Here is an 18,539-nt window from a genome sequence, read left to right on the forward strand (position 1 = left end):
TGCTATTCGAATATTCATGCATCGGGCCAGCCGAGGCCGGCTTGCGTCCGTTGCCTGCCGGCCCGCGTCTGGCGCGAGCGTGCCGACCGACCCGGCGTGGCTGGCGTCGGTGCGGCCGCATTGGCCGGGCCGTTGCATGTCGGTCGCGATGCGGCGACGGGCGCCCGCGTCAAGGCAGTCGACCGCGCAGGGGAATCCGGACAAATGGACCAACTTCAATCGATTCGGGCATTCGTGACGGTGGCAAGGGAAGGCGGCTTTCGCCGGGCGGCAACCCGGCTGCGCGTGTCGACGGCGATGGCGAGCCGGCTGGTCGATGCGCTCGAGACGCGCCTGGGCGCGCGCCTGCTTCAACGCAGCACCTGCCACCAGTCGCTGACGGAAATCGGCGAGCTGTACCTCGCGCGCGTCGAGCGGATTCTCGGTGCGATCGACGAGATCGACGGGCGTTTCGTCGCGATGGGCAGCAAGCCGGAAGGCGCGCTGCGCATTGCCGCTCCGGTCGCGTTTGGGCTCAGCCAGTTGAGCGCATTGCTCGATCGTTTCGTGAACCGGTTTCCGGACGTGCGGCCGACCGTCACGCTGACCGATGCCCATGTCGACCTGACATCCGAAGACATCGATGTCGCGTTCCTCACCGACGGCATGCCGGTGACAGGTGCGCATGCGCTGCACACGCTGGCCGCCTACGAATCCGTGCGCGTCGCGGCGCCGACTTATGTCGACGCGCATGGCGGCGCAGCTGCGTCGGGCGACTGGCCGGACATCACGGCCGTGCGGCTCGATCTGCCGGCGACCGGCGATGACGATGCGGCTGCGTTTCGATCCGACACGGCCCCCGGCGCCAGTCCGGGCGTCGGCCATCTCGAGATGGCGCGGCGGCTGGCTGTGGCCGGCATGGGCGCTGCGGTGCTGCCCGCGTATCTCGTCGATGCCGATCTGGTGGCCGGCACGCTGGTGCGCGTCGCGCCGATTCGCCCGCTCGCGCCCGTCACGCTGAAGCTCGCGCATGCGCGCACCGCGCATCTGCCGGCTGCTGCACGGGCATTCGTCGAATTCGCCGGCGCCGCGTTCCGGCCCGCGCGCTAGCAGCCCGGTTGATCGCCGCAGCAACGCCCGCCCGCCAGCGCTGCGGGCTCATGGTTCTTTTTCCTCGGAAGCCGTTCGACGAACGAACGCTCCGCAGGGCGCAACGCACGCCCGAAATACGCGACCGCATCCGCGGCAAACAGGAAGCGACAGCATTCCGGCCGCGCGTGCAGGTCACGAGGAGATCTGGTGATTCCCATTGAAGGTCGTCTATTTGTGAGAGGTCGCTCCATGCGCGTCGAACGGGTTCCATACCGCTTAATCACTGCCGCAACGGCTGCCGTATTCCTGGCCGCGTGCGGGAAAAAAGAATCGGCACCGCCGCCCCAAACGCCGGAAGTCGGCGTCGTCACCGTCCAGCCGCAGGCCGTGCCGGCGGTAACCGAACTGCCGGGCCGCACCAGCGCGTTTCTCGTCGCGCAGGTCCGCGCACGAGTCGACGGCATTGTGCTGCGTCGCGAATTCACCGAAGGCACCGACGTCAAGGCCGGCCAGCGTCTGTACAAGATCGATCCGGCGCCGTACGTCGCCGCACTGAACAGCGCGAAGGCAACGCTCGCGAAGGCGCAGGCGAACCTCGTCACGCAGAACGCACTGGTCGCGCGCTACAAGGTGCTGGTGGCCGCGAACGCGGTCAGCAAGCAGGACTATGACAACGCGGTGGCCACGCAGGGCCAGGCCGCGGCGGACGTCGCGGCCGGCCAGGCGGCGGTCGATACCGCGCAGATCAACCTCGGCTACACCGATGTCGTCTCGCCGGTTTCAGGCCGCGTCGGCATCTCGCAGGTGACGCCGGGCGCGTATGTGCAGGCGAGCCAGGCGACGTTGATGTCGACGGTGCAGCAGCTCGATCCGGTGTACGTGGACCTCACGCAGTCGAGCCTCGACGGGCTGAAGCTGCGTCAGGACGTGCAGAGCGGCAAGCTGAAAACGAGCGGCCCGGGCGCGGCGAAGGTGTCGCTGATCCTGGAAGACGGCAAGACCTATTCGGAAGCCGGCAAGCTTCAGTTCTCGGACGTGACGGTCGACCAGACCACCGGCTCGGTGACGATTCGCGCGATCTTCCCGAACCCGGGCCGTGTGCTGCTGCCGGGCATGTTCGTGCGTGCGCGGATCGAGGAAGGTGTGAACGAGAACGCGTTCCTGGTGCCGCAGATCGGCGTCACGCATGACCAGAAGGGCCAGGCGATCGCACTGGTCGTGAACGCAGCCAACAAGGTCGAGACACGTCCGTTGACGACGGCCGGCACGTATGGCCAGGACTGGATCGTCGAACGCGGTCTGGAAGCGGGCGACCACGTGATCGTGCAGGGCGTCGACAAGGTACGCCCGGGTGCGACCGTGAAGACCGTCGCGGCGCAGCTCGCACCGGCGCCGGACGCAGCGTCCGGCACACCGGCAAGCGCCGCGAATGCGTCCGGCGCCGCGCCGGCGAGCACTGTCGCCCATGCTGCCGCGCGTTCGACCGCCGCGTCGGCCGCGCAATAACAAGGAGTCCGTTTCATGGCCAAGTTCTTTATCGATCGCCCGATCTTTGCGTGGGTGATCGCGATCGTGCTGATGCTGGCCGGCGTCGCATCGATCTTCAAGATGCCGATCGCGCAGTATCCGACGATCGCACCGCCGACGATCCAGATCCAGGCGAACTATCCGGGCGCTTCCGCGAAGACGGTGGAAGACACGGTGACGCAGGTGATCGAGCAGCAGATGAGCGGTCTCGACAACTTCCTGTACATGTCGTCGACGAGCGACGACTCGGGCAACGCGACGATCACGCTGACCTTCGCGCCGGGTACGAATCCGGACGTCGCGCAGGTGCAGGTGCAGAACAAGCTGTCGCTCGCGACGCCGAACCTGCCGCAGGTCGTGCAGCAGCTCGGCATGCAGGTCACGAAGTCGAGCAGCAACTGGCTGATGTGGTTCGCGTTCAACTCCGAGGACGGCAGCATGTCGAAGGAGGATCTGACGAACTACGTGGCGTCGCACGTGCTCGATCCGCTCAGCCGCGTGAACGGCGTCGGCCAGACGCTGCTGCTCGGTTCGCAGTTTTCGATGCGCATCTGGCTCGACCCGGTCAAGCTGACCAACTACAGCCTCACGCCGACCGACGTGTCGGCTGCGATCACGCAGCAGAACGTGCAGATCGCGGGCGGCCAGATCGGCGGCACGCCGGCGAAGCCGGGCACGATGCTGCAGGCGACGATCACCGAATCGACGCTGCTGCGCACGCCCGAGCAGTTCGGCAACATCCTGCTGAAGGTCAACCAGGACGGTTCGCAGGTGCGCCTGAAGGACGTCGGCCGCGCGGCGCTGGGTTCGGAGAACTACACGTTCGACACGAAGTACATGGGGCAGCCGACGGCCGGTCTCGGCATCCAGCTCGCGACCGGCGCGAACGCGCTGGCCACCGCGACGGCGCTGCGGGCCAAGGTCCAGGAGCTGTCGAAGTACTTCCCGCACGGTCTCGTCGTCCACTATCCGTACGACACGACGCCGTTCGTGCGCCTGTCGATCGAGGAAGTGGTCAAGACGCTGCTCGAAGGTATCGTGCTCGTGTTCCTCGTGATGTACCTGTTCCTGCAGAACCTGCGGGCGACGATCATCCCGACGATCGCGGTGCCGGTCGTGCTGCTCGGCACGTTCGCGATCATGGGCGTCGCCGGTTTCTCGATCAACACGCTGTCGATGTTCGGCCTCGTGCTCGCCATCGGCCTGCTGGTCGACGATGCGATCGTGGTGGTCGAAAACGTCGAGCGCGTGATGGCGGAAGAGGGGCTGTCGCCGAAGGAGGCGACCCGCAAGGCGATGGGCCAGATCACCGGCGCACTCGTCGGCGTGGCGCTCGTGCTGTCGGCGGTGTTCGTGCCGGTGGCGTTCTCGGGCGGCTCGGTCGGCGCGATCTATCGTCAGTTCTCGCTGACGATCGTGTCGGCGATGGTGCTGTCGGTACTCGTCGCGTTGATTCTGACGCCGGCACTGTGCGCGACGATCCTCAAGCCGATCCCGCAAGGGCATCACGAAGAGAAGAAGGGTTTCTTCGGCTGGTTCAACCGCACGTTCGATCGCAGCCGCGATCGCTACACGAGCGGCGTGAACCACGTGATCCGGCGCTCGGGCCGCTGGCTCGTGATCTACCTGGCCGTGTTCATCGCGGTCGGCGTGATGTTCGTGCGCCTGCCGAAGTCGTTCCTGCCGGATGAAGACCAGGGCTACATGTTCATGATCGTGCAGACGCCGTCCGGCTCCACGCAGGAAACGACCGGCAAGACGCTCGACAACATCAACACGTACCTGACCACCACCGAGAAGGATGTGGTCGACTCGGTGTTCACGGTCAACGGCTTCAGCTTTGCGGGCCGCGGCCAGAACGCCGGTCTCGTGTTCGTGAAGCTGAAACCGTACGAACATCGTCAGCGTTCGGACCAGAAGGTGCAGGCGCTGATCGGCCGGACGTTCGCACACTACGCGCAGTACAAGGACGCGATGGTGATCCCGTTCAACCCGCCGTCGATCCCTGAACTCGGCACCGCTGCCGGCTTCGACTTCGAGCTGACGGACAACGCGGGTCTCGGCCACGAAGCGCTGATGGCCGCGCGCGGGCAGCTGCTCGGGATGGCCGCGAAGGATCCCGCGTTGGCACTCGTGCGCCCGAACGGCCTGAACGATACGCCGCAGTACAAGGTCGACATCGACCGCGAGAAGGCGAACGCGCTCGGCGTGACGGCTGCCGCGATCGACCAGACCTTCTCGATCGCGTGGGCGTCGCAGTACGTGAACAATTTCCTGGATACCGATGGCCGGATCAAGAAGGTGTACGTGCAGTCTGACGCGCCGTTCCGGATGACGCCGGAAGACATGAACATCTGGTATGTGCGCAACAGCGCGGGCGGCATGGTGCCGTTCAGTGCGTTCGCGACCGGCCACTGGAGCTACGGTTCGCCGAAGCTCGAACGCTACAACGGCGTGTCGTCTATCGAGATCCAGGGGCAGGCCGCGGAAGGCAAGTCGACCGGGCAGGCGATGGCGGCGATGGAAGCGCTCGCGAGCAAGCTGCCGGAAGGTATCGGCTACTCGTGGACGGGCCTGTCGTTCCAGGAAATCCAGTCCGGTTCGCAGGCGCCGATCCTGTACGCGATCTCGATCCTCGTCGTGTTCCTGTGTCTCGCGGCACTATATGAAAGCTGGTCGATCCCGTTCTCGGTGATCATGGTCGTGCCGCTCGGCGTGGTCGGCGCGCTGCTCGCGACGATGCTGCGCGGTCTCGAGAACGACGTGTTCTTCCAGGTCGGCCTGCTGACGACCGTGGGCTTGTCCGCGAAGAACGCGATCCTGATCGTCGAGTTCGCGCGCGAGTTGCAGGCGGGCGGAAACATGGGGCCGGTGCGCGCGGCGATCGAGGCGGCGCGCCTGCGGCTGCGTCCGATTCTGATGACGTCGCTCGCGTTCATGCTCGGCGTGCTGCCGCTTGCGATCAGCAACGGCGCGGGCTCGGCGAGCCAGCACGCGATCGGTACGGGCGTGATCGGCGGGATGATCACGGCGACGTTCCTCGCGATCTTCATGATCCCCATGTTCTTCGTGCGGGTTCGTGCGATCTTCAGCGGCGAGACGGAAAACGTCGACGACGCATGGCGTCTCGTGCAGGGCGACCTGCAGCGCGGTCACGACGACGCACACGATTCGAAGGGGCAGTAACGATGCAAAAACACGCTTTGACTGCAACCGCGGTCGCCCTGGCTGCCGCGTTGTTCGCCGCGGGCTGCACGATGGCGCCGCATTACAAGCGGCCCGACGCACCGGTCGCGCAGGCGTACCCGGCCGGCGGCGTCTACGCGACGCAGCCGGGTGCGGCCGGCGCGCGCAGCGCGAACGGGCAAGCTGCGACCGCCATCGGCTGGCGCGAGTTCTTCGTCGATCCGCGCCTGCAGCGGCTGATCGAGATCGCGCTGAAGAACAACCGCGACCTGCGCGTGTCGGTGCTGAATATCGAGGCGGCGCGCGCGCAGTACCAGATCACGCGCGCGGGGCTGTTCCCGACGCTCGACGGTACGGGCACGGGCAATATCCAGCGCGTGCCGCAGGGTCTTTCGCAGACCGGTGCGCCGTACATCTCGCGCGCCTACAACGTCGGGCTGTCGGCGTCGTGGGAACTCGACCTGTTCGGCCGCGTGCAGAGCCTGAAGGATCAGGCGCTCGCGCAGTACCTGTCGACGTCGTACGCGCGGCAGGCGTCGGAAATCTCGCTGGTGTCGCAGGTGGCGGATCAATACCTGACGCTGCTGTCGACCGACGATCTGTTGAAGGTCACGGAGAACACGCTGAAGACCGCGCAGGCGTCGTACGACCTGACCAAGCTGCAATTCGACAACGGCACGGGCTCCGAGCTCGAGCTGCGTCAGGCGCAGACGGTGGTCGAGACGGCGCTCGCGAACCAGCAGGCGCAAGCACGGGCACGCGCGCAGGCGCTGAACGCGCTGGTGCTGCTGATCGGCGAGCCGCTGCCCGATGATCTGCCGGCGGGCATGCCGCTCGACGCGCAGAACCTGCTGACGGACGTGCCGGCCGGGTTGCCGTCGGATCTGCTCACGCGTCGTCCTGACGTGATGCAGGCCGAGCAGACGCTGCTGGCGGCGAACGCGAACATCGGTGCGGCGCGCGCGGCGTTCTTCCCGAAGATCTCGCTGACGGCCGCGTTCGGCACGGCGAGCCCGACGCTCGGCGGCCTGTTCAAGGCCGGCACGGCGGCGTGGTCGTTCGCGCCCAGCATCGCGTTGCCGATCTTCGAAGGCGGCTCGAACATCGCGAACCTCGATCTTGCGCACGTGCAAAAGCGCATCGAGATCGCGAACTACGAGAAGGCGATCCAGTCGGCGTTCCGCGACGTGGCGGACGGGTTGGCCGCACGCGGCACGTACGACCAGCAGATCGCGGCGCTCGAGCGCAACGAGCATGCGCAGCAGCGACGTTTCGACCTGTCGGACCTGCGTTACAAGAACGGCGTCGACAGTTACCTGTCGGTGCTGACCGCGCAGACGGACCTGTATTCGGCACAGCAGTCGCTGATCAGCGCACGTCTGGCACGCTGGACGAACCTGGTGACCCTCTATCGAGCGCTAGGCGGCGGGTGGGTTCAGCGCGCCGGCGAAACGCCGCGCGCGCCGGATGCACCGGTCGACTACGACAAGGCGGCTGCTCCGGTGCCCGCGTCGGCAACAGCGACGAACGGGTAAGCAGGATCACGGGCAGGGGCAAGAAGCCATGACCCCTGTTCGCGGCGGCTGCCCGATGTGAAAACGAAAACGCCACGGATGAAAATCCGTGGCGTTTCTTTTTACGCAGTCTGCGTAGCCGCTCGCGTTGGAAGCGGCGTTACGTTACGCCTGCTTTTCCCAAAGCGTGCGGCCGAAGAACGTCAGCGTGCGATCCCACGCCATTTGCGACCACACCGGATCGAACTGCGTGCCGGCGATGCGGCCGGGGCCGACAGCCGTTTCGTTCGCGAATGCGTGATGCGCGAGATAGCGATGGAATTCCAGATCGACCTTCGCATCGGTCAGCTTCTTCTCCAGTGCATCGACCTGGTCGATCGCGAAGAATGCGTCCTGCGTGCCCCAGTGGCCCATCAGCGGCACCTTGAGCTTCGCCGGATCGAGATAGTCGAGCGGCGGGAGGCCGTACCACGTGACGCCCGCGTCCGCATCGGCGAACTGCAGCGACAGCAGCGTGAGTGCGCCGCCCATGCAGTAACCCGTCACCGCGACACGCGAGGCAAGCGTCTTCAGATGCGTCACGGCGCCCGGAATGTCCTGCGAAGCCGCGTCACCGAAATCGAGCCCGGTCATCAGGTGGTGTGCTTCTTCTTCCTCGACCGTCGATTTGCCGCGGTACAGGTCGGGCACGAGCGCAAAGTAGCCGCAGCGCGCGAGGCGATCCGCGACGCCACGGATCTGGTCGTTCAGCCCCCACCATTCCTGGATGACGACGACCGCGGGTGCGCCCTCGGTCTTGGCCGGCGTGGCGAGATAGCCCTGCAGTTCCTGGCCGTCCGGGCGTCGAAACGTGATCATGGAACCGGATGTTTGAGACATGAAACCGCTCCTATTCGAAAAATGCGATGAGTGCGGCATCGGGGCCGGCCTGCGGGCGCGGCGACGATCGGACAAGCCGTGCGTCGTGGTTCCGCTCGCGTTCGTTTCGGCCGGCACCGACCACGCGGCCATTCTATGCGCAAACACCGGCTGCCGTCGTGAACGGAGCCGCGCGGCACGCGATCCGCAAGATCGCATCGATCGGGGCGCGCAACCCATTCCGGCAGCGGGCGACCGGAAAACAAACACCCCAAAGGTCGGATCAAAAATCCAACTTTTGGGGTGCAGTTCAGAGCGGGGTGTTTCGTTTGCTGCGCGCGTATCGGAATACGCGGGCGCGTCTCCGGCTTACTGGCCGAAATACACGGAGTCGCGGCCATCCTGCTTGACTGCGATCGCGCGGCCGGCGCGTACGCCGGCGGCGGCTTGCGCGCCGTAGCCGGTTTCATCGGCGTTCGTCACGCGGGCCTGGGCGGTCTGCAGCGCGCGCGGGTAGTACGGGTCGGAGACTTCGGGCTTGTAGCCGGCCTGTTCGAGCTGGACGAGTTCCGCACGCACCTGCGCACGCGTCAACTGGCCCGACGGATTGGATTGTGCAAATGCGCCGTACGAGGCGGACAGGGCGGTTGCGGCGACGACAGCGTAGATGAACGACTTCATGATGACCTCCGGTTTCATTGATTTCGCGCTTCGCTTGTTGCGTTCAGCGGTTGATTGCATCGTAGCGATCGCGTTACCGGTCGGAAATACGCGTTCCAGCGAATGATTATTGCAACTGGGTAAACGATCCGGAGCGATGGGTGTTTCATCTGATGATTGCGAGGCTGTCCGGCGCTTGATAGGGACTGCGGACGGAGCGACGCATGGGCGATATCGTCGAGCGGCGGGGGCCACAAAACGATCAGTTAAATCGCATTCCGAAGTATTTGGATGGGGCCATTGATAGCGTTCGTTCCGTATCGCGCGAACTGCCGCGTCACTCGACCGGTACCGCCTGCCGTTTCCGGTATTCGGCAGGCGTGATTCCGACGTGCCGGGTGAACGACCGCCTGAGCGTATCGACATTCGCGAAGCCGCATTTCGCGGCGACCTGTTTCGGCGTGTCGTGACCGTTCTCGAGCAAGTGGCGGGCGGCGGAAATGCGGGTCGCCTCGACCCATGCGGCCGGCGTCATGCCGACTTCCGCGCGGAACAGGCGTGCGAAGTGGCGCGGGCTCATGCCTGCATGCTTCGCCATTTCCGCCACCGAATGCCCGAGTTCCGGATTCGCCGCGATCCAGCGCTGAACCTCCTGCAGTACCGAACGTCCGGCGGGGCGTGCCTCGCCCTTGCGGCTGAACTGGAGTTGTCCGCCCGGGCGCTTGAAGAACATGACCAGTTGCGCGGCGACGCGCCGCGCGATCTCGCGGCCGAGATCTTCCTCGACCAGCGCGAGCGCGAGATCGAGCCCGGCCGTGACGCCGGCGCCGGTGCGCAGCTTGCCGTCGCGCACATACAGCGCGTCCGCATCGACGGCGAGCGACGGATAGGCTTCGGCAAGCGCGTCGGCCGCCGCCCAGTGCGTGGTCAGGTGACGGCCTTTCAGCAGGCCGGTGGATGCGAGGATGAACGCGCCGGTGCAGATCGAGCCGTAGCGCTTGCTCTGTACGGCTGCCGCCCGCAGCCATGCGAGGACGTCGGTGCGCAGTGCGATCCGGCCGGCGCTCGGCGCGCCGGCGACCAGCAGCGTGTCGATGCGCTCGGGAATGTCGGGAACGATCCAGTCGGGCAGCAACTGCGCACCGGACGAACTGCGGATCGGACCGGATTCGCTGGCAATGATCCGCAACGTATAGAACGGCTTCCCGCATTCGGCGTTCGCTTGCGCGAAGACGTCGAGCGGTGCGGAGACATCGAGCAGTTGAACGCCCGGAACGGCGAAAATTCCTACGACCTTCGGCATGATCGTTTGTGTGTCGTGTCGAACGTGACGGGTAGCAGTATAGAGGCGCCAGCTGCGCACGATGCTCGTAGACGGGCCTGTTTCCGGTGTTCTTCTCGCTGCGCGGGCGCCGTGTCCGTCCATCGCGCAAAATGGCAGGATATGACGTAACACGTCTATTGGAGACAGCTATCGGACTCCGGAGAATCGAGGGTGTTTTCAATGGAGGTCGATCATGACTGAGAACGTTGCAGGCATCACCATTCCCGATAGCCAACTGACGCGCGAGATCACCGAGCTCGTTCGCGATACCGCGTCTCCGTTGCTGTTCCATCATTCCAGCCGAGTGTTCTATTTCGCGGCGCTTGCGGGCCAGCGGCGCGAGCTGAAATACGATCCCGAGTTGCTCTACTGCGGCTGCATGTTCCACGACATGGGGCTCACGCACGAACACAGCAGCGCGTGCGAGCGTTTCGAGGTGGACGGCGCCAACGCCGCCCGCGATTTCCTGAAGGGCAAGGGCATCTCGCAGCAGGATATCGACGTCGTGTGGACCTCGATCGCGCTGCATACCACGCCGGGCATCCCGCAGCACATGCATCCGGTGATCGCGCTCGTTACCGCGGGCGTCGAGATGGATGTGCTGGGCCTAACGTATCCGGAATACAGCGACGTGGAGCGCGAGGCCGTCGTTCGTGCGCATCCGCGTACGCCGCACTTCAAGGAAGACATCATTCAGGCGTTCTACGACGGGATCAAGCACAAGCCTGGCACGACGTTCGGCAACGTGAAGGCCGACGTGCTCGCCGACAAGGATCCGCATTTCCACGCAGGCAATTTCTGCAGCGTGATCCGGTCGTCCGCGTGGGCCGGCTGATTGCTCGCGGGATGGCGCACGATCTCGGGTATTGAGCGAAGGTCGTGCGCGAAAGGCGAATCGTGGCTCCTGAATTACTAAGTAGTGCGATTGTATATGGCAACCGCGCGATCGAATCCGGGCACGCGTGAACGCCGCATCGTCAGGCGGCAACGCCATCATTCAGACAGCCGGCCCGAGCGGCCCCGCACCGTTGCAGGACGTCTGGCGCGATCGCGCGGTGATCCCGGCGCAGCGCATGCATGCGAAGGGGGGGCGGCGCGTACGGCACGTTTGCCGTGACGGACGAGGTCGGCCGATGCGTGAGGGCGGAAACCGCCTCGGTAATCGGTAAGCAGACGCTGGTGTTTGCGTGCTTCCCGACGGTTAGCGGCGGATGGGGTGCGGCAGACGTCGTTGGATAGCAGCGCGCGTCACATCGCCCGGGTGTCGAAGGCCATCCTTCACGACAAGTCGACAACTGCGCGAAGTCCGGGCCGACTGTATGACGCGGGCATCGCGACAACACAGGTTCGGCTGGCTGCGTCGTCGAGGCAAGCAGGGCGGGTGGGTGTTGTGGCATCGGCCGCGTCGCGGGCGGAAAGGTACCCGTGTATGGGAGCGTGACTCGTTACGCTGCCGGATTTTCAACCGATACGAGCGTTCCAATGGCTTCCACACTTCATGACTTACCCGACAGCCCCTGTGTCGGTGTGTGCTCGACGTTGTTCGACGATGTCTGCAAGGGGTGCGGCCGAACGGCCGACGAGGTCTCGCACTGGGTGTTCATGAACGATGACGAGAAACGCGCGATATGGGAACGCATCCGGCGCGCGTGCACGGCGATGCGATTCCGTCGCGACGGACGGTAAATCGTCGGGAGCGGCGTTCCCGGTGACGGGGGAGGATGAAGCGGCAAAATGGGAGCAAATGAAACCAATTGAAAAGTTGTTACGTGACAACCGTCCGACATTTACCGTGACTTTATATACTGAATAGTTGCATCCCACCCCCCAGGCGAATCTTCGATTCGCGGCGACAGAAGCTTGCCTCCAAGTGAATGAGGCACGTCGCCTTCGCACGCACCTTGCCAAGCACCCCAGGCGCGCCCATCATCCACGTCCGCATGTTTCCGGCAAAACGCCTATAATGATTGGGCAAATTGCCGGGAGAGGTCATGAGCACCATTGCTTTCCATCCTTCGGGCGTCGCGCATCCGCGTCAGGCCGAATTCACGATTCTCGAACAGCTGCTGGCGATCCGTGTCCGGTCGGGGGCCGATCTTGCCGAGCTGGCGAGCGCACGCGTCGACGTCTCGGTGATCGACCGTCTGTCCGAGCGCGGGCTGAAATCCGACGAGCTCGCCTTCATCATTCCGCGTCGCACGCTGAGCCATCGCCGTCAGGCGCACGAACGCCTGTCGCAGGAGGAATCCGACAAGGCGATCCGTCTCGCGCGCATCGTCGCGCAGGCGACGGCCACGTTCGGCGACCAGGAGAAGGCGATGGCGTGGCTGCGCAACGGGCTTCAGCGCTTCGGCGGCCGCACGTCGCTCGACATGGCGAGCACCGAGCATGGCGCGCGGCTCGTCGAGGAAGTCCTCACGCAGATCGACGAGGGGTACTTCGCTTGACGACGCTGTGGCGGATCAGCAATTTCGCCGACCTGAAAGGGATCGGCGGGTTGCGCGCCGGCGGGCGCTGGCATTTTGCCGGGCAGCCCGTCGTGTATCTCGCCGAGCATCCGGCGCTCGCACTGCTCGAGACGCTCGTTCATTTCGAAATCGCCACGGTGGCGCAATTGCCGAGCGGATACCAGTTGCTTCGCGTCGAGGTGGCCGATTCGATCGATATCGCCGAAATCGCGGAGGGCGACGCGCCGGACGACTGGCGAACCAACGTCGACTGGACCCGCAGCGCCGGCACCGAATGGCTGCACACGCAGCCGAGCGCGCTACTGCGCGTGCCGAGCGTCGTCGTGCCGCCCGCGCACAACTTCCTGCTGAATCCGCTGCATCCGGCCGCTTCCGAGGTCCGTATCGCGGAAGTCATGCAATCGCCGTACGACACCCGGATTCTGCGGCTGATCCAGTCGCCGCCGGGCGAATAGGGCGCCGAACGACACGCGGCCCGCGCCGAGCGCGGGCGGGATCAGCGCTCGTGTGCGGCGCGGGCCGCGGCCGCATCGGGCGGCAGCGTCTGCCGGATGCGCGTGACCGTTCGCGTGCTGATAAGACCGAGCATTGCACTGACGTCGGCATGCGCGTGGCCTGCAAGCAACTGGCGGCGTGCGTACGTATTGCGCAGCACGCGCGGGCTCATGTCCGTCGCGTGGAAGCCGATCGCGGTCAGCGCGTCGCGCACCACGAGCAGCAGGAACATGTCGTTCATCGCGCCACCGCCGCGCGCCGCGGGAAACAGCAACGCGGATGCCGGTGTGTCTGCCGAGCGCACCCGCCATGCGGTGAGCGGCGCCAGCGCAAATTCGGCGAGCGTGATTCGACGCGCCGGCCGCGCCCGATCGCGCGGCACGGAGAGCGCAGGCGGCTGCGCGTCGAGATCGGGCGCGTCGCAGGTTGTCGCACGGATCTCGGCCGACGTGATGCCGCTCGCCAGCAGCAGCGCGACGATCGCGCGATTCCGGCAGTCGGTGGGCGTGTCGTTTGCTCGCGGCTGCACGTGGCGCTGCAGCGCCGCGTCGGCATCGGGCGGCAGATAGCACGGCTCGGGCTCGCTGTCCGGCCATGCGAAATCGCGCGTCGTCCGGCCGGCCGGATGGAACCTGCGCAAGCCGACTTCGACCAGATGCCGGCCCAGCCGGTCGATCAGCTTTGCGTAGCGCACGCGGGTCGACGTGCCGGGCGCGCAGGTGCGATCGAGTTCCGCCAGAAAGGCCACGACGTGGTCGGGTCCGAACGTGGCCACCGACACGCGTCGTGCGGTCAGATAACGCAGGAATCGCTCGAACATCGCGACGTGCTGCACGACCGATCGCGGCGCGAACGGCCGGCGATCGGCGCCGGTCGCGGCGGTTTCCTGCCACGCGCGGAAGGCGCCAACGGGGTCGTGAATCCAGCGATTCGTGTCCATGCACGATTTATAGCCGGACGCGGTCATGCCGGCAATCGTCCCGATGTCCTTTTGGCCGCCCGGCCCGATGCAAGCGACGTGTCAGTGCGCGGTACGCGTGTCGTCGATGCCGTCGTTGTTCATCGTCAGGTAGACCAGCACGAGCAGCAGCGTGATGAAGAAGCGGAACGCATCCGGCACGCCGTTCCATTGCTTCGACATCCACATGCCGAACCACTCGCCGCCGACCGACATGACGGCGACCTGCCACGTGAGGAAGCCGAGCGTCAGGCCGGCGATCGCATACGCCTTGGCCGCGCGGAATGCCGTATCGCCGGTGCGTCGCGCGCGCAGCAGGCGGACCCCGCCGATCCAGCACAGTACGGCCGTCAGCGTTTCCATCGAGATGATGCCGAGATAGCCGGCGTGATGAACCCACGTCGTGCCGATCGCGCGATACATGATCCCGTTGCCGGGGAACGTCGTGTCCATCAGGAACACGTGATGCACGAACCCGAAATTCGTGGCGTAGTCGGTGATGTTGCCGAACGCGACGAGCGAGGCGAAAAAGGCCATGGCAAGCACCATGGCCGCCTTGGAAAGACGAACCATCATAATGGACTCCGAAATGAATGGGCAGGCGAAAGCGCGACCGCGCGGCGATCAGCCGGCGTTCGGCGCGATACCTGCGTGAGCGTGTCCGGCGGGGCCGGCGGTTTGCGTGCGTGGCACGGCGGCGCGGAGATCGGGACTGGAAGACCTGAAGCCGGGGCGGCGTCGAGGAGACGCACACGCCGGCTGGATCAAGCGCCCGCGCCAGGAGGGAGCGGCGATTGTCGGTCGAACGACGGGTGTCGTCAAGCGGGGGTGGCTCTGCCGGCCGTCGCCGTCATGCGTCGCGCGAAGGCGCAGTTGCCGCTGCCGTTCCTGCCTGTCCGCTCAGTCGCGCCAATGCAGCGAACGCCAGTTGCGTCGCGATGGCCGCGAGCGTGCCGGCCGCCATGCCGTTGCCGAGCACGATCTGCGCCGGCGCACCGAAATGGCGATACAGGTTCGGTACCAGGATCGGCGCAAGGCCGACGACGAGCGCTGTCGCGAGCGTGTACTGGTTGGCGCGTGCATGCAGGTCGACGCCGGCGAGCAACCGGATGCCCATCACGCCGATCATTGCGAACACGACCAGCGCGGTGCCGCCGACCACGGCGGCCGGAATCGCATACGCGAGCCGCGCGAGCGGCGCGAACAGCGCGATGATGATCAGGATCGCGCCGGCGGCGGCCGTCACGTAGCGCGAGCGCACGCCGGTCGTCTGCACGACTCCGATATTCTCGGCGCTGGTCACGATCAACGGCGTGCCGAACAGCGCGCCGGCCAGCGACGCCAGCGCATCGCCGCGTATCGTCTTCGGCACGTCGTGCGACAGCGAGATCGCCTTGCCGCACGTTTCGCCGACGGCGACCGTCTGCGCGGTGGCCTCGGCCATCGAGATCGCGGTGAAGATCAGCAGCGGCAGTGCGGCCAGCACGTCGAAGCGCGGCATCCCGAACGGCAGCCATACCGGATGGGTGAACAGCGGGCCGTGCCACACGTCGGCGAGCGCGGGCATCGCATCGAGCGCCCAGCCGAGCGTCGCACCGGCCATCAGGCCGATCAGCACCGCGAGGCGTCCGAATGTGCCGCGGAACGCACCGGCCACGACGACGGTGGCGACGATCGTCGCCAGCGCCAGACCGAGGGCGCGCGGCTGCGCGAAATCGGCCGAACCGGGCTGGCCGACGACGATCGTCGCGTAGATCCGGATCAGGTTGACCGAGACGAGCAGCAGCATCGCGCCGACGACGATGCGCGGAAAGAGCCGCAGGCAGCGCGTGAAGACGGGCAACAGCACCCAGTAGAACGCACTGGCGAGCAACGCCGAGCCGGCTGCCGTCGGCAGGCCTGATTGCGCGGCAATGCCGGCGAACAGCATTGTCGGTGCACCGCCGGGCACCATCACGAACGGCATGCGCGCGCCGATCGCGCCGACGCCGAGCGATTGGACCAGCGTGCCGATCCCGCACGCGAAGAACGTCGCGCCGATCAACTGGACCGTCAGGTCCGCCGGCAGCGCGAGCACTTTTGCGATCAGGAACACGGCCGTGATCGGGGACGCGGCCATCGACAACACGTGCTGCAGCCCGAACAGCGCGAGCTGCCATGCGGGCAGTCGCGCGTCGACGGGCGTTGGGATCGGATCGTGCGACACGGCAGGCCCCTTCGAAGCGAACGGCGACGAGCGCCGGAAACCGGCGGTGAACGGAAGGTCAGGCCCGCAGCCAGGGCAGTTGCGCGGCGCTGTAGCGGAACGTCTGGAACACGCTGTTGAGCTGGCCCGGCCCGGTTTTGCGCGCGGCCTCGTCCGGGTATTCGGCGAACCACGGAATCACGTATTCCCAGACGACCTCGCCGGCGGGCGTCACTTCGAACAGCCGGCCCGTCGACGATTCGGTGACGTGCGTGTTGCCGTTCGGCAAGCGTTGCGCGTTGCCCATGAACGGCGTGTAGAACAGGTTCACGACGTCATCCGCATACGACCACACGACGCGCTGTGTCGCCGGATCGATCTCGACGACGCGCGAGAACACGACGTGCGCGCCGTGGCGGAAATTGCCGTTGTCGAACGCGAGGATGTTGCCGTTCGGGAGCGGCACCGGCGCATGCTGGTGCGACACGACGTCGGGCCCGATCCGCAGGTCGACGCGGCCGGTTTCGTGATTCACGCCGATGATGCCGGACGTCGTGCGCAGGCTCATCAGCACGCGGCCGTTCGCATCGACCGCGAGGCCGTTGACGAGCGGCCAGTGATAGCGCCCGAAACCGGCCGCGATCGGGAAATCCTCGGGCCGCAGATGGTCGCGCGCATGCCATTCCCAGACGATCTGCCCGGCCCGGTTCACTTCGCGGATCACGTCCGCATACATCACTTCGTCGTCGCCGTGCGGCGTGCCGCCCGGCACGCGCCGCGCGAACGCGGCATCGACCGGTTCGCACGCGGCGTAGAGCAGGTTGCCGTTCGGCAGCCACTGCGCATCGTGGTGGTGCGCGGGATCCTCGTAGCGCCAGACGGTTTCGCCTTGCGGCGTGACTTCGTAGAAGTCGCCGCCATGCCACATCGACCACGGCGCATAGCGCGATTCGGATTGCGGATGGTTGCCGTTGTAGCCGAGGTTGCCGTTCGGGAGGATCACCGCGTGGCGGCCGGGGCGCACGGGCATCTTCCATTGATGGGCGACTTCGCCGTCGATGCCGACGAGATAGACGTTGCCGTCGGCCGTCTGCGGCGCGATGAGCGTATAGCCGCCCGCGGACAGGGCGGGATCGTGGGCGATGAGGCCGACGCCTCGGCGGCGCTGGGTAATCTGGTCGACGGTTGTCACGGCTGTCTCCATTCGAATCGGATGCGGGGATGCAGCGGAATCTAGACGATCCGGACGGTCAGTAAAATCGGATTATTCTTGACGGCCTGTTCGGAAAAATCTAACGGACCTTTCATGCGTTCGATATCGCAGACATTCCGCTGTTTCGACGAGGTCGCGAGGCGCGGCTCGATTCGCAAGGCGGCCGACGCGCTGCACCTGACCGCTGCGGCGGTGCACCAGCAGATCCGCAATCTCGAGGAGCAGGTCGGCGTGCCGCTGTTCGACCGGTTGCCGCGCGGCATGCAGTTGACGCTGGCCGGCGAGATCGTGATCGCGGCCGTGCGGCGCGGCCAGCGCGACTTCGACAACGCGCTCACGCAGGTCGAGGACCTGCGCGCGCTGCGGCGCGGGCACGTGAACCTGGCGGTACCCGCGTCGACCGCGGAAAGGATCGTGCCCGACGCGATCCTCGCCGCGATGCAGCGCTATCCGGGCGTCACGTATAGCGTGCGCTCGGGAAACGGCGAGAGCATCGTGCGCTGGGTCGAGACAGGCGAGGCCGACATCGGCTATGCGTTGCGCCGGCGCACGTCGGCGGGCGTCGTCGAGGTGCGCGCGTTCGCTCAGCCGCTGGGTGTCGTCACGGCACCGGGCCATCCGCTGGCGGCGTCCGGCGGCAAGGTGCGGCTGCGCGACTGCTTCGCGCATCCGCTGATCCTGATGACGCCCGACACGGAGCTGCGCGCGATGTTCGACCAGATCGATGCGCGACAGCCGCGCAACGTGCGGCCGCAGATCGAGACGGGCTCGGTGCCGATGGTGCGGCGCCTCGCGGCCGAAGGCGCGGGCGTCGGCTTCCTGATCGCCGAGAACGTCGCGGACGACGTGGCCGCCGGCCGGCTCGCGTGGACGCCGCTTGCCGATGCGGGTGCCCGCTCGTTCAGCTGCATCTACCAGCGGGCGGACATGAGCGCGACCGTCGCGATGACGATGTTCCTCGAGTTCTTCTCCGAGGCGATCGAAGCGATGGAGAGCGGATTCGCGCGCGACGGCGGGGCGGCCGGCAAGCGCCGTCGGGCAGCAAAGTAACGCCATCGGCCGTGCGGGCGCATCGCACTG

General features: G+C 66.3%; 17 protein-coding genes. 10 read left to right on the plus strand and 7 right to left on the minus strand.

The window, feature by feature from the left end:
- Positions 1-204: 204 nt before the first annotated feature.
- The 4 genes from CFB50_RS35210 (at position 205) to CFB50_RS35225 (ending at position 7,319) form a co-directional block, all read left to right on the plus strand.
- Complete coding sequence (locus CFB50_RS35210; protein WP_089449021.1) at positions 205-1,089, plus strand: LysR family transcriptional regulator; 885 nt, start codon at positions 205-207, stop codon at positions 1,087-1,089.
- 231 nt (positions 1,090-1,320) lie between these two features.
- Positions 1,321-2,577 (plus strand): efflux RND transporter periplasmic adaptor subunit, encoded by a 1,257-nt coding sequence (locus CFB50_RS35215; protein ID WP_089449022.1) that lies wholly within the window; start codon positions 1,321-1,323, stop codon positions 2,575-2,577.
- 15 nt (positions 2,578-2,592) lie between these two features.
- Positions 2,593-5,784 carry an efflux RND transporter permease subunit gene (locus tag CFB50_RS35220; RefSeq protein WP_089449023.1) on the plus strand — a complete coding sequence of 1,064 codons (3,192 nt, stop codon included), beginning with the start codon at positions 2,593-2,595 and terminating at the stop codon, positions 5,782-5,784.
- Positions 5,785-5,786: 2 nt separating this feature from the next.
- Complete coding sequence (locus CFB50_RS35225; RefSeq protein WP_089449024.1) at positions 5,787-7,319, plus strand: efflux transporter outer membrane subunit; 1,533 nt, start codon at positions 5,787-5,789, stop codon at positions 7,317-7,319.
- Between the two features lie 144 nt (positions 7,320-7,463).
- On the opposite strand, the gene CFB50_RS35230 is transcribed toward CFB50_RS35225, so the two are convergent.
- The 3 genes from CFB50_RS35230 to CFB50_RS35240 all read right to left on the minus strand — a co-directional run bounded on the left by CFB50_RS35230 (position 7,464) and on the right by CFB50_RS35240 (position 10,119).
- A complete protein-coding gene (locus tag CFB50_RS35230) occupies positions 7,464-8,177 on the minus strand; it encodes a dienelactone hydrolase family protein (RefSeq protein WP_069249928.1) in 714 nt (237 codons plus the stop codon).
- 348 nt (positions 8,178-8,525) lie between these two features.
- The gene (locus tag CFB50_RS35235) at positions 8,526-8,837 is read right to left on the minus strand and encodes a DUF4148 domain-containing protein (RefSeq protein WP_069250304.1); all 312 of its coding nucleotides are present in this window, start codon (positions 8,835-8,837) and stop codon (positions 8,526-8,528) included.
- A 316-nt stretch (positions 8,838-9,153) separates the two neighbouring features.
- Positions 9,154-10,119, minus strand: coding sequence for a GlxA family transcriptional regulator (locus CFB50_RS35240; protein ID WP_089449025.1), 966 nt, complete (start codon positions 10,117-10,119; stop codon positions 9,154-9,156).
- Positions 10,120-10,333: 214 nt separating this feature from the next.
- On the opposite strand from CFB50_RS35240, the gene CFB50_RS35245 reads away from it, so the two are divergent.
- The 5 genes from CFB50_RS35245 to CFB50_RS35260 all read left to right on the plus strand — a co-directional run bounded on the left by CFB50_RS35245 (position 10,334) and on the right by CFB50_RS35260 (position 13,063).
- On the plus strand, positions 10,334-10,975 hold the full coding sequence (locus CFB50_RS35245; protein ID WP_089449026.1) for an HD domain-containing protein: 642 nt from the start codon (positions 10,334-10,336) through the stop codon (positions 10,973-10,975).
- Positions 10,976-11,217: 242 nt separating this feature from the next.
- The gene (locus CFB50_RS40580; protein ID WP_373452992.1) at positions 11,218-11,379 is read left to right on the plus strand and encodes a catalase; all 162 of its coding nucleotides are present in this window, start codon (positions 11,218-11,220) and stop codon (positions 11,377-11,379) included.
- A gap of 243 nt (positions 11,380-11,622) precedes the next feature.
- Complete coding sequence (locus tag CFB50_RS35250; RefSeq protein ID WP_089449027.1) at positions 11,623-11,826, plus strand: DUF1289 domain-containing protein; 204 nt, start codon at positions 11,623-11,625, stop codon at positions 11,824-11,826.
- Between the two features lie 305 nt (positions 11,827-12,131).
- Positions 12,132-12,587: a type II RES/Xre toxin-antitoxin system antitoxin gene (parS, locus tag CFB50_RS35255; protein ID WP_039362838.1), complete on the plus strand. Its 456-nt coding sequence runs from the start codon at positions 12,132-12,134 to the stop codon at positions 12,585-12,587.
- Complete coding sequence (locus CFB50_RS35260) at positions 12,584-13,063, plus strand: RES family NAD+ phosphorylase (protein WP_089449028.1); 480 nt, start codon at positions 12,584-12,586, stop codon at positions 13,061-13,063. The genes parS and CFB50_RS35260 overlap by 4 nt, the downstream gene beginning before the upstream one ends.
- A gap of 41 nt (positions 13,064-13,104) precedes the next feature.
- On the opposite strand, the gene CFB50_RS35265 is transcribed toward CFB50_RS35260, so the two are convergent.
- The 4 genes from CFB50_RS35265 to CFB50_RS35280 all read right to left on the minus strand — a co-directional run bounded on the left by CFB50_RS35265 (position 13,105) and on the right by CFB50_RS35280 (position 17,450).
- Positions 13,105-14,043, minus strand: a complete 939-nt coding sequence (locus CFB50_RS35265) for a tyrosine-type recombinase/integrase (RefSeq protein WP_089449069.1) — start codon at positions 14,041-14,043, stop codon at positions 13,105-13,107.
- A gap of 81 nt (positions 14,044-14,124) precedes the next feature.
- Positions 14,125-14,637, minus strand: coding sequence for a DUF2165 family protein (locus tag CFB50_RS35270; protein ID WP_089449029.1), 513 nt, complete (start codon positions 14,635-14,637; stop codon positions 14,125-14,127).
- A gap of 274 nt (positions 14,638-14,911) precedes the next feature.
- Positions 14,912-16,267: a uracil-xanthine permease family protein gene (locus CFB50_RS35275; RefSeq protein WP_089449030.1), complete on the minus strand. Its 1,356-nt coding sequence runs from the start codon at positions 16,265-16,267 to the stop codon at positions 14,912-14,914.
- Between the two features lie 58 nt (positions 16,268-16,325).
- Positions 16,326-17,450: an aryl-sulfate sulfotransferase gene (locus CFB50_RS35280; RefSeq protein WP_089449031.1), complete on the minus strand. Its 1,125-nt coding sequence runs from the start codon at positions 17,448-17,450 to the stop codon at positions 16,326-16,328.
- A gap of 102 nt (positions 17,451-17,552) precedes the next feature.
- On the opposite strand from CFB50_RS35280, the gene CFB50_RS35285 reads away from it, so the two are divergent.
- Complete coding sequence (locus CFB50_RS35285; protein WP_089449032.1) at positions 17,553-18,509, plus strand: LysR family transcriptional regulator; 957 nt, start codon at positions 17,553-17,555, stop codon at positions 18,507-18,509.
- Positions 18,510-18,539: the final 30 nt, after the last annotated feature.

This window comes from Burkholderia sp. AU33423, assembly GCF_002223135.1.
In the GTDB taxonomy this organism is placed as follows: Bacteria; Pseudomonadota; Gammaproteobacteria; order Burkholderiales; family Burkholderiaceae; genus Burkholderia; species Burkholderia lata_D.